This window comes from Pyxidicoccus trucidator, from assembly GCF_010894435.1.
GTDB classification, from domain to species: domain Bacteria; phylum Myxococcota; class Myxococcia; order Myxococcales; family Myxococcaceae; genus Myxococcus; species Myxococcus trucidator.
Genome location: NZ_JAAIXZ010000004.1, coordinates 35,488 through 49,948, shown reverse-complemented (window position 1 = coordinate 49,948; position 14,461 = coordinate 35,488). Strand labels below are relative to the sequence as shown.

Sequence of the window (14,461 nt, the reverse complement as noted above, 5' to 3'; positions counted from 1 at the left end):
TCAATGCTAGACTATTCTCAACCAGCGGTTCTTCAATGAAAGGGAAACGAATGTGGTGGATGAAGTCAGCCACGGGCCTTGTCTTTTTTCTGGGAATGGCAGGGCAAGCATTGGCCGCCGAGCCCTATGCCAAACAGGTAATCGATTCCGTGGTGCTGAATGGCACCTCGGGCAATAGCAATGCGAACCCGCTGGACGTGCTGGGTGCACCTGATTCCAAGTACCTCGCGATGGGAGGGCCTGGCGCCTACATCCTGCTGGACATGGGTGATACGCCCATTGTGAATGGGACCGGACCCGATATCGAGATTCGTGAGCTGGGCAGCGCCTCAGGTGGAGTCGACGAGGAGTTCCGCGTCCTCATCTCCGATAGTACCGACCCGGCCAGCTTCGTACTGGTCGGCATCGGCTCGGCCTTCAGCCTTCTGGATATCGCCGGGACGGGGCTTTCATCTGCCCGGTATGTCCGCATTGAGGACCTGTCCACGAAGACCAGTAGCACCTCCACCCCAGGTTCCGATATCGAGTCGGTGACCTCGGTGCACGCGACGAACAACTCCCGTCCCCCGGTGTCCGGATTGTCGTACTCGGTGACGAACAACGGCATCCGACTGTCGTGGACCCCTGCGACAGGCTCGGACGTGCTCGGTTACGCCGTCCGCAGAAGCACGGACGGAGTGCGCTTCGACAGCACGGCGAATTGGACTCTCTCGAACCTGGAGATGGCCTTCCTGGACAACCAGTCCACCACGACCATCCAGAGCGTCTCGGCCCAGCCCGTGGGAGACCTCTGGTACGCCGTGAGTGTGCGGTACTCGACTGGAGAGAGTCCGCTCCAGATGGTGCACGTCCCGTCCACCACGACCAGCATCCACCCGCAGGTCGAGCACATGGGTGACGATCTCGTCACGTACTGGGAGGTGCCCTCTCCCACCGGCGGGAAGCTCACCTTGAGCCTCAACCTGACCGAGGCCCCGCGTGGGCCCTTCGTGGAACTGAATTTTGACCTGTTCGACGTGGACAATTCCACGAACCGCGTGGTCATCAACGGAGCAGGTTCGCGCTCCCTTCCGACGCAGAGCGCGGAGTCCTGGCAGAGCCGGTCCATGGTGTTCGAGAGCGGGCTGTTCCAGTCGGGGCAGAACACCATCGAGATCTACTGCGGAGGAACCAGTAATCTGGATGACTTCCAGATCCGGAACATCTCCCTGACCAGGCACCTCCCATAGAACCGTCTCGACCTGCGTGCGACCGGGCATGGAGCGCCGAGCAGGAGCCTGGGCGCCGCAGGCATACCCCATGGGAGACGCCAGCATGGCCAGGATGCACCCCGGGTTCTGTCTCCAAGGGGTTCAGGTAAGGCACTGAAGAGTCCCGGAGGGTTCTCCTCCGGGATGCCCTTCGAAACCTTAGAAGGCCCGGTTCACCGCGTACGCGCAGATCTTGTGCTCGGCCTTGTAGGTGTTCGGGCCGGGGATGCCGTCGATAGGGCCCGTGTAGCCGAAGCTCCGGCCCACCGTCTGCACGCGAGTCCAGTAGATGCTGCCCGGAATCCCATCCTCCTGCGCGGAGGTGCGCGGCCCGCCGCGGCGGTTCAGCTCCCGCGCGGTAATCCGCACGCGAACCTTCTCCGTGTTCGGGCCCGTGATTCCGTCGATGGGGCCCGTGTAACCGAAGTCGCGCCGGCCCACCGTCTGGATGCGCTTGTAATAGATGACGCCGGGGATGCCGTCCTGCTCCGTCGTCGTCCAGGGCAGTGAGCCACCGGTAGGAGGCGGAGAGCCGCCGCCAGCGATGCGGCCACCGGCGTAGTCCATGGACCAACCGAGATACCGCGCACCCGACGCGCTCGAATAGCCAGACACGCTGTTGATGCCGATGGCGTCGCCCCAGGACTGGGAGAGCTTGCGGGTGGCCATGAAGACCACCGAGCCACCGCCGTTGAGGTCGGCGCCGACGTGGCCGAACGAGCCGATGTCCCACCAGTGGAAGGCACCGGTGAGGGCCCGCGAGGCGTCCGTCGAGACGATGGTGGACGCGTAGTAGGCCTGGATGGCGGAGGGCCTCGCCGAGGACTCGGGGAGCTGACCGAAGCGCCACATCAGCGAGCCGCACCACTGGTCCCACGTGCCGCCGTCGCGCGTGGGGTTGGCGGCGGCGTAGGCCCGCGCCCGGTCATAGATGGGCGAGTTCAGCTCGGCGGCGGAGGTGCTCAGCTCGGTGGCGTCCACCTCGGGAGTCGCGAGCGGGGTCTCCTCGGGGTTGCCACCGCACGAGGCCAGCAGCAGGCCAGCGGACAGCAGCGCGGTGCTCCACATCATCCTTGTCGGGCGCATCAGGGGGGACTCCAGGTGTCAGTCACGCGAGGGGGGGACACGCGCGCGGCGAGGCGCACGAGCACGGCGGCGTGGGGCGCCGGACGTCTGACTGCTTTTGCACCTGGGTTGTCGGGAACCGCGGACCGGAAGTTTCCCCGAACCTGATAAATGAAGGCTCCGACGGCGCACGGACGCGCGGTCCAGCACGGCGGGCCGTGTGGACCGCGAGCCCCTGGCGGGAAGTTTCCGCTCAGGGGGTGTGACTCAGAGGTAGTAGTCCTCTTCGTACACCATGACCTTGTGCGACTGAGGGAAGAGGACCACGTACAGGTCGTGGTTCGAGTACATGCTCCCGCCCTCGTAGACGGCCACCGTCACCGTCTCCGTGCCGTTCCAGTACGTGGTGAGGAACTCCAGGTGCAGGTCGCGGTACGCGGGGGCGATGCGCGGCTCCCACTGCGCATAGGGCAGCGTGGTGCCACGCGCGTACGCGAAGTCATCGAAGTAGGACTGGCGCTCCACCGCGCGGCGGGCCATCTCCAGCGTGGGCTCGCCCGTGAAGTACCAGGGGAAGTCGTAGATGCGCAGCCAGCCCGTGCACGCGCCCTCGCAGGCGTCGTAGGCGAAGTCCATGATGGCCTGGACGCCGGGCGGGTACGGCAGGGGATTCAGCGCGAGCGTGTAGCTGGACGGCGCGGGCGACGGCGGGCACAGGCCGTTGAGGCAGTCGAGCTGGAGGCGGAACTGCTTGCCCGCGCCCGTGCCGGTGCTCACCACCGCGAGGTACTCGCCACCCTGGGTGAGCGCGAGCGCGGCAATCTTGCTCAGCTGGCCGTAGCCGGCGTCATCATCCTGGGCGAGCGCCAGGGTGCCGTAGCTGCCATTGGCCTGCTTCGGCCCGTACACGAAGAGGCCCGTGTCCAGGTACATGCTGCTGCCCAGGTGTGTCACCTCCAGCTTCACCTGCGCACCGGCCTGCGCCTGGAAGCTGAAGGAGAAGTACTGCGGGTTCATCGTGAACTGGGTCTGCACCGAGCCGGGCAGCGCCAGCGGGCCCATGTACGTGGTGCTGTCCAGGATGTTGCCGCTGGCGGGCACGGGCGGCGGGTACAGCACGGCCTGGGTGCTCTCTCCGGTGGAGGGCGCTTCCGTGGCGCTCCCCTCGGAGACTTCACCGCAGGCGGTGGCGACACACAGCCACGCGAGACAGGACATCAAGAGCTTCGAGCGCATTGCTTCCTCGGGGTGTGAGCGGTGCCGGGAGGGCCCGCCCGAGCATCCTATGCGCGGAGCTTTTCGCGCCCCTCCCCGCTCCCGGCCCGGGACTGTGCAGGGGGATTCACAGCGCGTGCAGCGCGCCTCACGGGAGGAGACGCGGCTGGCGCGGGGACGTGCATGGCGCCCTGCTTGCAGTCCGCCGGGGCATGCCTTCCAACGTGGAACTCCACCGGCGCCCCTTCCCGCTCACCTGGCTGGGATGTGCGCCCCTGCTCCTGCTGCTCCTCGCCGTGCCCGCCTCCGCCCAGTCCTCACATCCGTCGGACGTGGTGCCCGAAGGCACTCCGCTCTCCCAGTGGCCGGTCCTGGCGCCCACGGACCCTCCGCTCGTGGTCGAAGGCGGAACCACCGCTCTCGATGCCGGGACAGCCGACCCCGCGCCCGTGCGGCGTCACGGAGTGGTCCGCGTGGGGGCCGAGCTCGGAGGCGGACTGCTCACCTCGCTGGGACTGGGGGCGGCGGGTGCGTTGGGCGGGGGGCTGCTGGGCTTCGGGCTGTGTGAAGGGAATAGCTCCCACCAGAACGAATCGGGCCTGTGCCTCATGTTCGGCGCCATCGTAGGAGGCAGCGCGGGACTGGGTGTCGGCCTGCCGCTGGGCGTGGCGTGGGGCGGAGGCAAGGCGGGAGGCAATGGCAGTCTCGCGGCGGCCTTTGGTGGGCTGGGCGTGTCGGTCGCCTCCGCCGGAGCCGCGCACCTGCTGGGGGCCAAGGACCTGGGCGCCTTGCTGCTCGCGACTGCTCCCGTGTTCACCATCATAGGCTATGAGTTGACCGACTCCGCGCCGAAGGCTCCGACGTCGGTTGGCGTGACTCCAGCGGTCTCCGTGGGCTCCGGCGGTGCGAGCTTCGGACTGCAAGGACGGTTCTGAAGCTCACCGTGCGCGCGCGCCGCGCATCACCGCCGTGGGCGTCACCCCGAGGACGCGACGCATGCACCGCGCCATGTGGCTCTGGTGCGAGAAGCCCGCTTCGAGCGCCACCTCACCGGCGGACAGTCCACCCCGCTGCAGCAGGGTCCGGGCGCGCTCCACGCGGCGCTGCACGACGTACTCGTGCACCGGCAGCCCCGTGGAGCGCTTGAACAGCGTCTTCAGGTGCGACGCGCTGACGCTGGCGACTCCGGCCAGCCGAGCCAGGGAGAGGTTCTGGTCCAGGTGCTCCTCGATGTACTCCGTCACGCGGCGCAATTGCGGCTTCGACAGGCCACGCTCGCGCTCGAGGGGCGCGGGGTAGCGGCCCAGCAGGTGGACGGAGAGCGCCAGGCCCAGGCACTCGCTGTAGAGCAGCCCGCCCGGATGGCCGGCCCTGCGGTCCGCGTCGAGCGCCCAGCCGATGTGCTCAATCTGCGGGTCCCTGAACTGGTGGCGCGGCTCCAGGCCGGCGCGGTCGGGGTTCAGCCCCATGTCCTCCGCGGCGCGCCGCAGGAGCGCGGGGGAGAGCCGAATGAGCACGGAGGCGCTCGCATCCTGGGTCTCCCACACGTCCGACGTCCCGGCCGGGCAGAGGTCGATGTCGCCCTGGGTGTAGACGAAGCGGTGGAAGCGGCAGGCGCCCCGTAGGGGCGTCCCGGCGTGAATCTTGAGCCAGTGGTCGGGCTCGGCCTCGAGCGACATCTCCCCGGGCCCGGCCGTCTGGAACTCCACGCGCAGCCCGAGCCGGGCGCGTGGCCCGTCCCCTCCTGACGCCAGCAGGAAACCGGGGTCGACGGAGTCCAGCACGCTCGCGGTCTGCTTCTCCCTGTCCATGCCTTTGCCCTCCTCCACATTCCGCCCGGGACATAGCGCCGGGTGGCCGCTGCCGCCGTCCGAACGTGCTCACCGCGCGTCCGAACGTGTGCGACCGCCGCGGGCGTCCTCCCTATTCATTGCCGCGTCACCAAGGAGAAGTCCATGGGCAGGTACGCAGGCAAGAAGGCAGTCGTCACCGGCGGGACGCAGGGAATGGGACTGGCCACCGTGAAGGCGCTCCTCGACGGCGGCGCCGAGGTGCTCCTCACGGGGCGGAACGAGAGGACCCTGGAGGTGGCGCGGCGTGAGCTCGGGCCCCGGGCGCACGTGGTGCGCTCGGATACGGCGAGCCTCGCCGACATCGACGCACTGGCAAGGACGGTGGAGGAGAAGCTCGGCCGGGTGGACTTCGTGTTCATCAACGCCGGCTTCGCGCGGCTGGGAATGTTCGAGCACGTCACCGAGGCCGTGTACGACCAGACGTTCGACATCAACACCAAGGGCGCGTACTTCACGGCGCAGCGCCTGGCCCCGCTCGTCAAGGAGGGCGGCTCGTTCGTCTTCACCACCTCCGTGGCGAATGTGACGGGCATTCCCGGCATGAGCGTCTACTCGGGCTCCAAGGCAGCGCTCCGGTCGTTCGCTCAAGGGCTCGCCTCGGAGCTGCTGCCGAGGGGCATCCGGGTGAACGCGGTGAGCCCGGGCTTCATCAAGACGCCGACGATGGGCGTCGATGGCGCGTCCCCGGAGGAGCTGGCGGCCTTCGAGAAGGAGGGGAACGACACCACGCCCATGAGGCGCATCGGCACGCCCGAGGAGGTCGCCCGGGCGGCGCTGTTCCTCGCCTTCGAGGCCACCTTCACCACCGGGGCCGAGCTGCCCGTGGATGGGGGACTCACCCAGGTCGCCACGCCGCACGCGTAGGTAGCACTTCATTCACACATTGAGGAGAACCGACATGAAACCAGCAATCGCTGTCCTGGGCGTGGGGCGCATGGGCTCCGCGCTCGTGAGTGCCTTCCTGAAGCAGGGGTACGGTGTCGACATCTGGAATCGCACGCGGGCGAAGTGCGAGCCCCTGGCCGCGCAGGGAGCCCGCATCGCGGCGACGGTGCGGGATGCCGTGGCCGCCGCGGACATCGTCGTGGTGAACGTGAATGACTACGGCACGAGTGACTCGCTGCTCCGGCCGGATGAGGTGACGCGCGCCCTGCGTGGGAAGCTGCTGGTGCAGCTCACGTCCGGCTCACCGAGCCAGGCGCGGGAGCAGGCCACGTGGGCGCGGCAGCACGGAATCCCCTACCTGGATGGCGCCATCATGGGGACGCCGGACTTCATCGGCCAGCCCGGGGGTACCCTCCTCTACTCGGGCCCGAGCGAGCTGTTCGAGCAGTACAAGCCCGTCCTCCTCACGCTCGGGGGGAATACGCAGCACGTGGGCGCCGACGTGGGCCACGCCGCCGCGCTCGACAGCGCGCTGCTCGTGTACCTGTGGGGCGCGATGTTCGGCGTGCTCCAGGGCGCGGCCGTCTGCGAGGCGGAGAAGGTGCCCCTGGAGTCCTTCATGGGTTACGTGAAGGCCACCTCGCCCGTGGTGGAGGGCGCCGTGACGGATGTCCTGATGCGCGTGCAGCAGGGCCGCTTCGGCAGCGACGCGACGACGCTGGCGACGCTCGAAATACATCATGGGGCGCTGCGACACCTGCTGGAGCTCTGCAGGGAGCGGGGGCTTCATCGCGAGATGCCCGAGGCCTTCGACCGGCTCTTCCAGAAGGCCCTCCAGGCGGGACACGCGCAGGACGACTTCGCTGTGCTCAGCCGGTTCATGCGCTGAGCGGGGAGCGAGGCGCGGGTGAGCTTGCGTTCGAGCCGCTCCAGCAGCGCGACCTCGGCCCGGGCACGCTCGGCGAGCGGCTCGAAGAGCAGATGCGCGCGAAGGGCCATGCCCTTTGGAACGTACGAGAACCCGCCCACCTGGGATGCCACCTGCGGCTTCGACCCGGAACGGGAGCAGCGGCTGGGAGCCATGCTCGCGTTCCGGGATGTGCACCGGGGGTGACGGGCCCTTGGGCAGCGCTACCCTCGCAATCTGCTACCGGAAGGAGTCCACGACGTAGGCGGAGGCGAAGGAGCCTTCGAGAATGGCCGTTCCAGGCTTCGACTCGGGCAGCTTCCGCATCTGGTCGTAGCTGAGCCGGGCCACCGCGCAGATGGCGAGCTTCTCGCTGTCCGGCGGGTGGGCCTCGTAGTACCGGATGACGACCTGCGGCCCCGCGGTCCAGACCTGCCCCAGCTCTACCAGGGCGGCATCCCCCACTTGGAGCTTGAGCGCCCGCATCACCAACCTGGCATCCGAGGAGCACTCCTGCGGCCCCGGAGTGCCATCCGGGCGCAGCGACACTCCACCAGTCAACCATGTCCATGTCCTGGTTCTTCGAGCGGAAGGTCTTCGCACTGCGAAATGGCGTCTTCTTCACCTCGCCGTTGGCGAGCAGCGTCGCCAAGGCGTGGTCCACCGAGTTCTCTTCCGCCTTGAGTCGCTCATTCTCCTGGCTGAGCTCACGCTCCCGCTTGATTGAGTCGTGAAGCGAGGAGAGCACCGCGTTGTAGCTGCTACCGCTCCTGAACACGTTCACCTGATGGTCCGTCCACCCGCCCGGCTCACGGCGCGGTGGCCTGACGAGAAACGGAATCGTGGTTCCATCTGAGAGCGTCACAAGCAGTGGCAGCCCCACCTCTTCGCCGAGGTCGCGGAGCGGCTCCAGCACCACCTTCCTTTTACCCAAGAGAAGGGGTTCGAAGCAGCCCTCCCAGCCCATGAACTGTGTCCTGGCCGGGTCCATGTCTTCCTCGAAGCGGAGGACCGTCGTCACCTGGCCGGACACGTAGATGTTGTGGGTCGCGTCGGCCGGACGCTTCGAGATGTCGAGCGTCCTGATGACGACCTTGTCATCCGGCTCTCTGGCCGTGACTGCGGAATGGCGCGCACCCCACCGGGTGCAGTCAAGTACGCCAGCACCCGCCTGCTGCCCCCACATTGGGGGCAGGCTCAACTGGCCTCCCATTCGCCCGATGCGTAGGCCAGTGTTTTCCTGTCGGCGTCCACTGCGACCCCGGTGCAGTTTGTCTCGGTTGGCCGCCTGCGTATGATGGGTCAGGTTGGCCTCTGCGCGATCGCGAGCCAACCCGTCCATGGACAGGTCAGCCCGCATGCCTCGTTCGAACTCCGCTCCTGAATGGAAGACCGAACGCGCGGGAGATGGGGTCCGTCTCTCCGGCATCTTCCGGACAGCGGACGACACGCAAATCGTGGCGGCCTTTCGCGATGCCTCTGCGAGCGCTGGCTCCGTAGAACTCGGCCTCGCGGAGGGGCAAACGGGAGGGCAAACACATGGGCACAGAGACTCCATGGGCGGCGGTGCACCAATACCTCGATGCATTCAACCGAGGTGACGTGCAGGCAATGGCAGCGACGTTCTCTGTCCCTGGCCAGATTCTCGACGGCATGGCGCCGCACGTCTGGCAGGGGCCGACGGCGACTCAGGACTGGTACAGGGACGTCCTGAGCGAAGGCAAGGGACACGGTGCTTCCGGCTATTTCGTCAGTGTTGGGGAGCCGCTACACAACGAGGTCACCGGCGATACTGCCTATGTCGTCCTGCCGGCGACCATGACATTCGACCTGAACGGCACGAAGGTCACGCAGTCCGGAGCGGTGTTTACGGTCGCGTTGCGGAAGACCGCGGAAGGGTGGCGCGTGGCGGCCTGGGCGTGGACGAAAGGCACCCGATAGTCGGTGCGCGAGCGCGGCCAGGCGCACCTCGTGCGCGATGCACTTGTGGCCCCAGCCCGCCTCCGCCAATGCGCGCATCCGCCGCACGACCTCCTGCTCGACCATCGACTCCTCCGCTGTCGAGCGAAGGGCTACTACTGCCGTCTCTCCCATTGCTGACTCCCTCCCTGGTTTTCAGGCCCGGGGAGGGGGTCAATTTTGCTGTCGCTCTACAACTCCACCGCCGTCGTGAGTACGTATTTGAAGCGGTGCCTGAAGCGTTGGCCGAAGATGTGCGTTCATCTCGATGACAGTCAGTCTCAAGAGAACTTCGATGGCCTCAAGTTACCCGGAATGCTGCCCACGCTGGAGGCGGCCCATCGCGCCGGGAAGTGACGCCGGGCGGCCCAGGTGCGAGTGCCGCGTGCCCGGGAGTCCGGGCGCGCGGGCAGGGAGGCTCAGTCCGGGCGCAGCGGGCAGATGAGGGGGCCGCCGTGCCCGACGCAGATGTCCTGCTCGATGCACCAGCCATCGCTGGTTCTGTAGGCGTACATGATGAAGCCGTCCGCGCACCGGACGTGCTGGGTCGGCACCCGGCAGTAGCTCGCCGGGTCACACGTCGTGGGGCCCATGGCCTGGACTTCTGCCGTCGCGGACGGCTCATCCGCCGTGGGAATGGCGCTTTCCGGCTCGGCGCCTCCGCATGCGGCGAGCATCACCGCGGTACCGAGCGCCATCAGTGGGGACTTCCAGGGGAGGAGTCTGCTCATCGTCGCTTCTCCTGAGGTACGGCGAGAGAGGGGAGCCCGTGCCGTCAGCCCGGCGGTGAAGCCCAGGTGGCGGGCGCGGAGGCGCTCGCCGCGGCGAAGACCGGGTAGAGGGCGAGCGGCTGCTCATCCGCGGGACCTGGGCTACTGAACGACATCCCTCCGGCTGGCGCCTGCTCGGCACGCACACGAGAAACACCTCGGTGCGCGCCGAGCCCTTCGAGGTGCTTCCTGCTCAGCAGGTCCAGTTGCAGGTGGTACCGCCGTTGACCTGGTTGCAGCGGTCAGCGGAGATTGCATACGGGTTGCAGTAGTTCCAGGGCACGGTGCTGCCACTCTTGGGCTGGCAGCACGTCACCGGGCAGGCCGTGTTCGACCACTGGCAGGCGGTGCCGCTCCAGACCTGGTTGCAGCGGCCGGGCGAGTACGCCACCGAGTCACAGAAGGCCTCGGTGTAGCCGGAGCCGGGAATGGCGGAACAACAGCTGGGATACGTCGTCAGGGCCGCCTCGTCCGCGCCGAGCGCCTCCGCGCCCGCCTCTGGCGGCTCGTTGCCGACCGAGCCACAGCCCAACAGCACCAGCGCCACCACACCTGCGAGGAAGGTCTGCTTCATCATGGCTCTCACTCCCGGCTTTAGCTGTTTACTCGGACAGTGTGAACGGACTGCTTCATGCAATCAAGGAGGGAGCTGAAGAAGGGCGACCCGGGCCGCCCCCATGTTCCTCGTCCTGGCGCCAGTCTGGCTCAGTAGAGGTACTGCAACGCAGTGCGGTCAGAGCTGGTGAACTCGCCGGTCGGGGTGGGCGGTGGGCAGGTGTTCATGAGCGACCCGCCCGGCGTGGCCGCGGATGGAGTCCCGGGGATGGGACTGAACGGGGGAGGCACTCCACTGCCGCCGCTCCCGCAGCTGATGCTGGAATCGTAGAAGTCCGAGTGCCGCATCCCAATCGTGTGGCCCAGTTCGTGGGTGATGACGTGCTCGTTCACGTCGACGCTGAAGCTGTTCAGTCCTGTGCCGATGTTGATGACTCCGTAGGGAAGGCCGCCCGAGGGGAAGCCAGCAGAGCCGCCGGTGCCAGACGTGGTCTGGGCGGTGATGTTCGCGGTGCAGCCGGTGGTCGGGCCCCACGCGAAGGTAATCCTGAGCCCCAGGGAGTTGTAATTGGCGATGGCCATGTCGAGCCCCTGGCTCAGCCGGGTGTAGCTTTTGAACGCGGAGGTGGGGTTGACGCAGATCTTCGTCACGGCGGTGCCGACACCGGCACTCCCGTATTGCTCCGCGCTCCCCTCGCCGGGCTGCAGCATCTGCCGTGACGCCTCGAGGGTCACCTGAGCGTCGCGCCCCACGTAGACGGCATCCTCGACGACCTCGATGTCGTCAGCCGGAAACCCGGCCTCGAGCAGGTTGGAGACAATCTCCCCGGTGTCGCCCCGCGGGTCGCCACCGCACCCGCCCAGCAACGCGCCACAGCTGACCACGAGCACTGCCGCTCTCTTGAACATTGTCGTTCTCCCCTTTTGTCCTGAAGCGGTGCTTCCCACGCTCCCGCCCTAGGAGCGGCGGAGCTGACCATGGGCGTTCTAGGACATCCCACCCGCAGAATCCCATCCAATTCAGATTAGTCGCCTAAATGCGAAATACCGGTCGGAGTGAGAGACCGTGATCGGGCTTCCCATCGCGACCCGACGGGAGGCCCATGCGCGCATCGGGAACACCGAGATACCGCTTCCCGTCCTCACCGCGCGCATCGAGCCGCTCAACGTCTCTTCGTAGCGCTCACTCGTCCACCGGAGCGGCGGTGCTCGGCACGGGCCGTGGCTGTTGTGCACCGGGCGGGACCCACAGATCCAAGGTGGTGCTCCGCGTGAGTCCGTCCCCTGCACAGTCTTACGCGTGGTGCTCGCCCGACACGTAGCGCTAGCGTGGCCCGAGCCACACTGGGACCGTAGTACCCGCCTAGCGCGGTGAAGATCAGGTTAGGTATGGTCCGGGTCCCGTCGCTGCACAGTGCCGGAGGAAAACCGGGTGCTCCAAACGCGCGTAGGTGAAAAGATTCTGAAGTTCTGGAGCCACGCACTTCAAGCAGGGTTGCCTTCGGGATTGTTGCGATTTTGGGGTACTTCAAAGTCTAAGGATGGCAACATCCAATCGCCAGCCGCCAGAAAGACAAGAGCGATCATGAGCGTGAACAACAGCCAGGAACCGACTGGGTTGACGACGCTGTCTCTGAAGGAAAAAATATCTTCAGACCGGCCAGGCCAAACGCTTGAAGAGGACCGATACGAACTCCGAGATTCCTTCATCCCTCGTTTGGCTCGCATTGCGGTTGAATGGCCCACCCAGGATGGGCTGGTTGTAGGATTGTTCGGGCCGTGGGGCATTGGGAAAACGACCGTCCTTAACATGCTTCGCGACCATGTGCGCCGACACATGCAAGGGCGCCCCAATGTCCGATTTGTTGCATTTAACCCTTGGTTTTACGAGGATGCTGGCGCCTTGGTAATGGCATTTTTTGCGACAATCGCCGCAGAGATTGCTGTTGACCAAGAAAAGCCATGGGCAAGGGCAGCGTCTGCCCTTAGAGCCATGGGAACGTTTCTTACCGTGGCATCCAAGGGAGTCACTGTATTCGGCGTCAATGTAGATGCCGGAAAATTGAAGGAAGCTAGCGACATAGCCGCACAGGCTCTCAATCAAACGGCAGAGTTATCAGGCGGCCTAGCCGGCCTCGCCGATCTCGCGGGATCGGGCCATAAGAAACTTGATGAGCACCGCATGGCGGTGGAGGCAGGACTGAAAGAATTGGGCAAAGCTGGCGGACGCTTGATTATCGAGTTGGATGACGTTGATCGACTGAACAAGACGGAATTACTAGGCCTTCTTCGTCTTGTGCGAATCGTGGCTGATCTTCCATTTGTGTCCCTGATTGTGGCAATGGATGATAGGCGCGTTCGAGACGTGCTTGAAGGGTCTGTGCTGGAAGGATATGGAAAAGGATATCTGGACAAAATTGTTCAGGTCCCAATGCATATCCCTCTGCCAAATGACAGAGTGATGATGGAGAACATCTCTGAACAGATCGCAGCCGTGCTTGCTGCTGTTCGGCAGTCGTTGCCATCGGAACTTGTCCCGCTGGAATTCTGGATGCGCGATTCGCCATTGAGTCTGCTTACATCTGCCATCCGAACGCCACGTGACTTGAAACGGTACGTCAATGGCCTTCGTGCGCTTTTTGTCGCAGGTGACGATCCTGACGTAGATGTTGTTGATGCAGTGCTTCTGGAGGCTTTGCGTTTTTTTCAGCCTGATGTTTATGACAGGATTCGTCGCAACAAGGCATTCTTGACTGAGCTGCTAAGTTCGAATGAGCTTTCGATGTCTAGGGTGGACAAGAATAATGAAGAGGAGCGGCACGCGTCGCGAGACGCAAAATTAGATGCGATTGTTCGCGGAAGTGCCTCTGTGCTTAGTCCGGATGTCGAGGAGTTTGTTCGCGGTGTTCTTAAGCATCTTTTTGGGAGCATCGTGAGGCCGGATTCTTTGAGGAACCCTAACGACGAAGCGGCAAGGCGCAGGATTCGTAGTCCTAGGATTTTTGATAATTACTTTCGCCATGCGCCACCGACTGGCGCAATGACAAGAGGTCAAGTCAAACTGCTTTGTGATAGACTAGTGGCTCTGGCCCGGTCGCGAGACGTGGGCGGGATTGCGAGTTTAATGATCGTGGAGCTTCAAGGACGGGCGCTACCCGATGCGAAACTGATCGCCGAGGAGGTCGGGTATTGGATTCCCGATATTGGCCCGCCAGAGTTTGAGTGTGTTGTCTCGGGAGTGGCATCAACGGCGGGACAGCTCGATAAAGATCTGGTTGTTCACTTCCTGGTCAAGCTGATTGGCGTGGCTGCGCGACCTTCCTATGGAAATGAGCGGGGGTGGTCGCCAGAGTTGCTTCAGGAGCAAGTGAACAGGCTCGTTGGTGCTGCTGTCGGCTCTCGACTCACTATTGTTGACGTCCATGGATTGATACGGCGCGCGCAGCGAGGGGAAGTCTCAGAAAAGGTCATAACTAGAGCTGCCTTCAAGTGGATTGAGTCCGTTGCGAAGCAAGTTGAAGAGGGAGACCCATTCGAAGGGCAGGACGTGCAGGATGCTGCTGAGGCCTTGGTCGTTGCAGGGCAGATGATAGCGGAGCGTGGTTCTGAATCGCCTGTATCGAGAGAACACTACAAGGCAAGCCTAGTTAGATATGCAGAGCGAATGCCCGAACGCTTGCCGCATCTGCTCTTGATGGTAGGGTATTCAGCGGGCGATGCGTTTGGATTACTGAACAAACGACAATCGGAGAGCGATCTCATTAGAATTATTGGTGATGTTTTTGGAGAGTACGAAAGACTGAAATCTGTATACATGGTGTTCCGCTCTAGAGGAATCGACGCGGGGCGTTTGGGTCGAATCATTGAGCAGTTTGGCGCTTTGGTGTCGAACGATGCATCATGAGAACCCGACCTGTATTTTGAGTGGTTGATTGGCAGGATTTGCTCTGCTGGGCTGGTTCAATGCAGTGGTTCACGAATGTATCCAATAGCGACCGGCCG

Annotated in this window: 13 protein-coding genes and 1 pseudogene; 6 read left to right on the top strand and 8 right to left on the bottom strand. The window is 64.8% G+C overall.

Going from position 1 to position 14,461, the window contains the following annotated elements; translation table 11 throughout:
- Nucleotides 1-59: 59 nt before the first annotated feature.
- On the top strand, nucleotides 60-1,229 hold the full coding sequence (locus tag G4D85_RS13555; protein WP_205525538.1) for a hypothetical protein: 1,170 nt from the start codon (nucleotides 60-62) through the stop codon (nucleotides 1,227-1,229).
- Between the two features lie 180 nt (nucleotides 1,230-1,409).
- On the opposite strand, the gene G4D85_RS13550 is transcribed toward G4D85_RS13555, so the two are convergent.
- Nucleotides 1,410-2,336, bottom strand: a complete 927-nt coding sequence (locus G4D85_RS13550) for a hypothetical protein (protein ID WP_164011908.1) — start codon at nucleotides 2,334-2,336, stop codon at nucleotides 1,410-1,412.
- Between the two features lie 246 nt (nucleotides 2,337-2,582).
- Nucleotides 2,583-3,551: a hypothetical protein gene (locus tag G4D85_RS13545; RefSeq protein WP_164011906.1), complete on the bottom strand. Its 969-nt coding sequence runs from the start codon at nucleotides 3,549-3,551 to the stop codon at nucleotides 2,583-2,585.
- Nucleotides 3,552-3,742: 191 nt separating this feature from the next.
- On the opposite strand from G4D85_RS13545, the gene G4D85_RS13540 reads away from it, so the two are divergent.
- Entirely contained in the window at nucleotides 3,743-4,465 is a 723-nt protein-coding gene (locus G4D85_RS13540) for a hypothetical protein (RefSeq protein WP_164011904.1), read from the top strand.
- Nucleotides 4,466-4,468: 3 nt separating this feature from the next.
- Here the strand turns inward: G4D85_RS13540 and G4D85_RS13535 are convergent, their stop codons facing one another.
- The gene (locus G4D85_RS13535) at nucleotides 4,469-5,341 is read right to left on the bottom strand and encodes an AraC family transcriptional regulator (RefSeq protein WP_164011901.1); all 873 of its coding nucleotides are present in this window, start codon (nucleotides 5,339-5,341) and stop codon (nucleotides 4,469-4,471) included.
- A gap of 144 nt (nucleotides 5,342-5,485) precedes the next feature.
- Between G4D85_RS13535 and G4D85_RS13530 the strand changes: the two genes are divergently transcribed.
- Together G4D85_RS13530 and G4D85_RS13525 are read left to right on the top strand one after the other, a co-directional pair.
- On the top strand, nucleotides 5,486-6,247 hold the full coding sequence (locus G4D85_RS13530; protein ID WP_164011899.1) for an SDR family oxidoreductase: 762 nt from the start codon (nucleotides 5,486-5,488) through the stop codon (nucleotides 6,245-6,247).
- Between the two features lie 34 nt (nucleotides 6,248-6,281).
- Nucleotides 6,282-7,157, top strand: a complete 876-nt coding sequence (locus G4D85_RS13525) for an NAD(P)-dependent oxidoreductase (protein WP_164011897.1) — start codon at nucleotides 6,282-6,284, stop codon at nucleotides 7,155-7,157.
- A gap of 258 nt (nucleotides 7,158-7,415) precedes the next feature.
- On the opposite strand, the gene G4D85_RS13515 is transcribed toward G4D85_RS13525, so the two are convergent.
- A complete protein-coding gene (locus G4D85_RS13515; protein ID WP_240359249.1) occupies nucleotides 7,416-7,736 on the bottom strand; it encodes a serine/threonine protein kinase in 321 nt (106 codons plus the stop codon).
- A gap of 61 nt (nucleotides 7,737-7,797) precedes the next feature.
- Nucleotides 7,798-8,361, bottom strand: a pseudogene (locus G4D85_RS13510) (DUF2381 family protein); the annotation flags it as partial.
- 353 nt (nucleotides 8,362-8,714) lie between these two features.
- On the opposite strand from G4D85_RS13510, the gene G4D85_RS13505 reads away from it, so the two are divergent.
- The gene (locus G4D85_RS13505; RefSeq protein ID WP_164011895.1) at nucleotides 8,715-9,116 is read left to right on the top strand and encodes a YybH family protein; all 402 of its coding nucleotides are present in this window, start codon (nucleotides 8,715-8,717) and stop codon (nucleotides 9,114-9,116) included.
- 437 nt (nucleotides 9,117-9,553) lie between these two features.
- On the opposite strand, the gene G4D85_RS13500 is transcribed toward G4D85_RS13505, so the two are convergent.
- The 3 genes from G4D85_RS13500 to G4D85_RS13490 all read right to left on the bottom strand — a co-directional run bounded on the left by G4D85_RS13500 (nucleotide 9,554) and on the right by G4D85_RS13490 (nucleotide 11,368).
- Nucleotides 9,554-9,865: a hypothetical protein gene (locus G4D85_RS13500; protein ID WP_164011831.1), complete on the bottom strand. Its 312-nt coding sequence runs from the start codon at nucleotides 9,863-9,865 to the stop codon at nucleotides 9,554-9,556.
- A 232-nt stretch (nucleotides 9,866-10,097) separates the two neighbouring features.
- The gene (locus G4D85_RS13495) at nucleotides 10,098-10,481 is read right to left on the bottom strand and encodes a hypothetical protein (RefSeq protein WP_164011893.1); all 384 of its coding nucleotides are present in this window, start codon (nucleotides 10,479-10,481) and stop codon (nucleotides 10,098-10,100) included.
- A 128-nt stretch (nucleotides 10,482-10,609) separates the two neighbouring features.
- Nucleotides 10,610-11,368 (bottom strand): M57 family metalloprotease, encoded by a 759-nt coding sequence (locus G4D85_RS13490; protein WP_164011891.1) that lies wholly within the window; start codon nucleotides 11,366-11,368, stop codon nucleotides 10,610-10,612.
- 676 nt (nucleotides 11,369-12,044) lie between these two features.
- On the opposite strand from G4D85_RS13490, the gene G4D85_RS13485 reads away from it, so the two are divergent.
- Entirely contained in the window at nucleotides 12,045-14,363 is a 2,319-nt protein-coding gene (locus tag G4D85_RS13485) for a KAP family P-loop NTPase fold protein (RefSeq protein WP_164011889.1), read from the top strand.
- Nucleotides 14,364-14,461: the final 98 nt, after the last annotated feature.